Annotated in this window: 4 protein-coding genes; 2 read left to right on the forward strand and 2 right to left on the reverse strand. The window is 74.0% G+C overall.

Annotation, left to right across the window (positions count from 1 at the left end):
- Nucleotides 1-708: trypsin-like serine peptidase (locus ACWJ6R_RS32345; RefSeq protein ID WP_449065857.1), on the forward strand; the 708-nt coding region annotated here is incomplete at its 5' end.
- A 138-nt stretch (nucleotides 709-846) separates the two neighbouring features.
- On the opposite strand, the gene ACWJ6R_RS32350 is transcribed toward ACWJ6R_RS32345, so the two are convergent.
- Nucleotides 847-2274 carry an aldehyde dehydrogenase family protein gene (locus tag ACWJ6R_RS32350; RefSeq protein ID WP_449065858.1) on the reverse strand — a complete coding sequence of 476 codons (1428 nt, stop codon included), beginning with the start codon at nucleotides 2272-2274 and terminating at the stop codon, nucleotides 847-849.
- Nucleotides 2275-2480: 206 nt separating this feature from the next.
- On the opposite strand from ACWJ6R_RS32350, the gene ACWJ6R_RS32355 reads away from it, so the two are divergent.
- Nucleotides 2481-3143: a TetR/AcrR family transcriptional regulator gene (locus ACWJ6R_RS32355; protein ID WP_449065859.1), complete on the forward strand. Its 663-nt coding sequence runs from the start codon at nucleotides 2481-2483 to the stop codon at nucleotides 3141-3143.
- 125 nt (nucleotides 3144-3268) lie between these two features.
- Here the strand turns inward: ACWJ6R_RS32355 and ACWJ6R_RS32360 are convergent.
- Nucleotides 3269-3660: PucR family transcriptional regulator (locus ACWJ6R_RS32360; RefSeq protein ID WP_449065860.1), on the reverse strand; the 392-nt coding region annotated here is incomplete at its 5' end.

Below are 3660 nucleotides of genomic sequence, written 5' to 3' on the forward strand. Positions count from 1 at the left end.
GCCGCCGCCCCGGCCGCCGCCGCCGTGACCAGCGGGGCCCGCTGGACCGCGGGCGGCGCGGTGCGCAACACCACCGGGCGCGTGTTCCTCACCCTCGGCGGGGTCGACTTCGTCTGCTCGGCGAGCTCGGTGCGGAGCGGCAACCGCGACCTCGTCGTCACGGCAGGGCACTGCGTCAAGGACGGGACCGGCGCGTGGGCCGAGAACTGGACCTTCGTGCCCGGCTACGACCAGGGCAGCCAGCCGTACGGGCGCTTCACCGCCCGCCGCATGTTCGTCGCGGGCCCGTGGTCGCGCAGCGCGGACGACAGCCACGACCTCGCCATGGTCGCGCTCAACACCAGGAACGGCAGGCACCTGGCCGACGTGGTGGGCGCCCAGGAGATCGCCTTCGGCACGGCCCGCGGCCGCCACGCCTACGGCTTCGGCTTCCCCGTCGACCCGCCCTACGACGGCGAGCACATGATCTACTGCGCCGGCCCGGTCCGCGAGGACCCGTACGGCCAGACCCACGACCAGGGCCTGCGCTGCAACATGACGGCCGGGTCCAGCGGAGGCCCCTGGTTCAGCGACTTCGACGCCGCGACCGGCCGGGGCACCGTCACCTCGGTGAGCAGCTTCAAGTACAGCGACGACCACGGCACGATGTACGGCCCCTACTTCGGCGACACCGCCAAGGAGCTCTACCTCACGGCCCAGCGGTCCTGACGCCTCCGCACCCCGCCGCCACCCGGCGGTCCTGACGCCTCCGCACCCCCGTCACCACCCGGCGGTACGGCCCCGCACCTCCAGAGCACGGGGCCGTCGCGCGTCCCGCCGGATCGGGCCGGGGTCCCGGAGGCGGCCCTACAGGCTCAGCCCGGTCAGGACCATGACCTTCTCGTAGGTGTAGTCGGCCATCGCGGAGCGGACGCCCTCACGGCCGACCCCGGAGTCCTTGACGCCGCCGTAGGGCATCTGGTCGGCGCGGTAGGACGGCACGTCCCCGATGACCACACCGCCGACCTCCAGCTCCCGGTTGGCCCGGAAGGCCAGGCCGAGGCTCCGGGTGAACACGCCGGCCTGCAGGCCGTACTTCGAGTCGTTGACCGCGGCGAAGGCCGCGTCCGCGTCCGGCACACTCCGCACGACCATCACCGGGCCGAACACCTCCTCACAGGAGACCTTCGCCCCGGCGGGCGCGTCGGCCAGGACGGTCGGCGCGACGGTGGCGCCGTCGCGGGTGCCCCCGGTCAGCACGCGGGCCCCGCCGGCGACGGCCTCGGCGACCCACTGCTCGACCCGCTCGGCGGCCTCGACGGAGACCAGCGGCCCGACCTGGGTCTTCTCGTCGGCCGGGTCCCCCGTCACCAGGGCTTCGACGGCCGGGACCAGCCGGGCCAGGAAGTCGTCCCGCACGGACTCCTCGACGATCACCCGCTGGACCGCGATGCAGCTCTGCCCGGCCTGGTAGTTGGAGAACAGCGCCACCCGGGAGGCGGCCCAGTCGAGGTCGGCGTCGGCCAGCACGACCGCGGCGGCGTTCCCGCCGAGCTCCAGGGTGACGTGCTTGCGCGGCACCCTGTCCATGATCGCGTAGCCGACCGGGCCGGAGCCGGTGAAGGAGACCACCGGCAGCCGCGGGTCCTCGACCAGCGCGGCGGCGCGCTCGTTGGGCACCGGGAGCACGGAGAACATGCCCGCGGGCAGGTCCGTCTCGGCGAGGATCTCGCCGAGCAGCAGCGCCGAGAGCGGCGTCGCGGGGGCGGGCTTGACGACGACCGGGGCGCCGACGGCGATGGCCGGGGCGACCTTGTGGGCGACCAGGTTGAGCGGGAAGTTGAACGGTGTGATCGCCAGGATCGGCCCGCGCGGGACGCGGGAGACGTAGGCGAGGCGACCGGCCGCGGCGGGCTCGGTGTCCAGGCGCATCGCCTCGCCGGCGGAGCGGCGGGTCTCCTCGGCGGCGAAGCGGAAGGTGGATACCGCGCGGCCGACCTCGCCCCGGGCCCAGAAGACCGGCTTGCCGTTCTCCTCGGTGATCAGGCGGGCGATCTCGTCGGCGCGCTCGGCCAGGCGGCGCGAGACGTGGGCCAGGGCCTCGGCCCGCACATGGACGGGCAGGGCCGCGGCCTCCTTGCGCACGGCCTCCGCCGCGGCGACGGCCTCCTCGACCTGGTCCGGGGTGGGCACGGAGCAGACGCCGACGACGCGGCCGTCATGCGAGTTGGTCACGGTGAGCTCGGCGTCCCCGGTGGCGGGGCGGCCGGCGAGCCAGAAGGGGCGCACGTCCATACCTTCGACGCTATGCCACCCGGCCGGGTCCGGCGTCGCTCCACTCCGCACAAGACACCTCGGCGGCCGCACCGATCCGGATAAAATGATCCACCCTGATTCCATCCTTAAAACAGGTTTATTGACGATATTTCTATCCGACTGACGGTTTGAACGATCTTCACCGTGGCTAAGTCATCCGATGCGAGTCCCCCGAGCGGAAAGGCGTGGCCCCATTGACCTCCTCGGCGCCGCTCGGGCTCCAGGGCGCCTACCTCTCCGGTGACCGCGCCGGACAGGACGAACTCCGCGCCAAGCTCCTCGACGTGGCGAACCACCTCCTGCTCACCATCGGCCCGGAGAGCCTGTCGATGCGGCGCATCGCCACCGAGGCCGGCTGCTCCACGACCGTCATCTACACCATGTTCGGCAGCAAGGAGGGCCTGGCCGAGGCGCTCTACCTGGAGGGCTTCGAGCGCTTCCGGCGCCGGCTGGAGGCCGTGCCCGCGCACCCGGACTCCCTGGAACGCCTCACCGCGCTCGGCACCGCCTACCGGGAGGCCGCGCTGGCCGAGCCGGGTTACTACAGCCTGATGTTCGAGCGGGCCATCCCCGGTTTCACGCCCAGCGAGCGGGCCAGGACCCTGGCCCGGGCGGCGCTCAACATCTTCGACCGGGTGATCGCCGACTGCATCTCGGCGGGCCGGCTCGTCCCCACCCAGCCCCGCAAGATCGCCGACGTGCTCTGGTCCGCGGCCCAGGGAGCGATCAGCTTGGAACGTGCCGGGCACCTGCGCGACGGCTCGGCCTTCGACGCCGCCACCCGGGCCATCATCCACCGCTATCTGACGACCGGCACCGGGCGGCCGGACCCGCCGCCCGCCGTCTAGACACCCGACACCTGGACACCCGCCGCCTGGACACCCGGCACCGGGGCACCCGCCGCCGAGACATCCGGGCACCCGCCATCCGCAGACACCCTCCGTCCGGGCACCCGGCATCGCCCGCCGGCCCGCTAGACGCTCAGCGCCACCCACAGCTCGGCGCGGACCGCCGGGTCGTCCAGGTCGCGGCCGAGCAGCTCGGCGACCCGCCGCATGCGGTAGCGCAGGGTGTGCCGGTGCACCCCCAGCCGCTGGGCCGCCGCGTCCCAGTGCCCGTTGCACGCCAGGTAGGCGCGGAGCGACTCCACCAGGTCGGCGCGGGAGCCGTACTCCCGCAGCGGGGCGAGCAGCGCCGAGGAGAACGCCGCGGCCACGTCGGCGTCCAGCAGCGCCAGCAGCCCCCGGCCCGCCAGGTCGGCGAAGCGCACGACCGGACCGGCCGGGCCCCGGGCCGAGGCGAGCGCCCGGTCGGCCTGCTCGATCCCGGTCCGCAGCTCCTCCGCGCCCACCGGCGCGCCGATCC

Source organism: Planomonospora algeriensis (assembly GCF_977012225.1).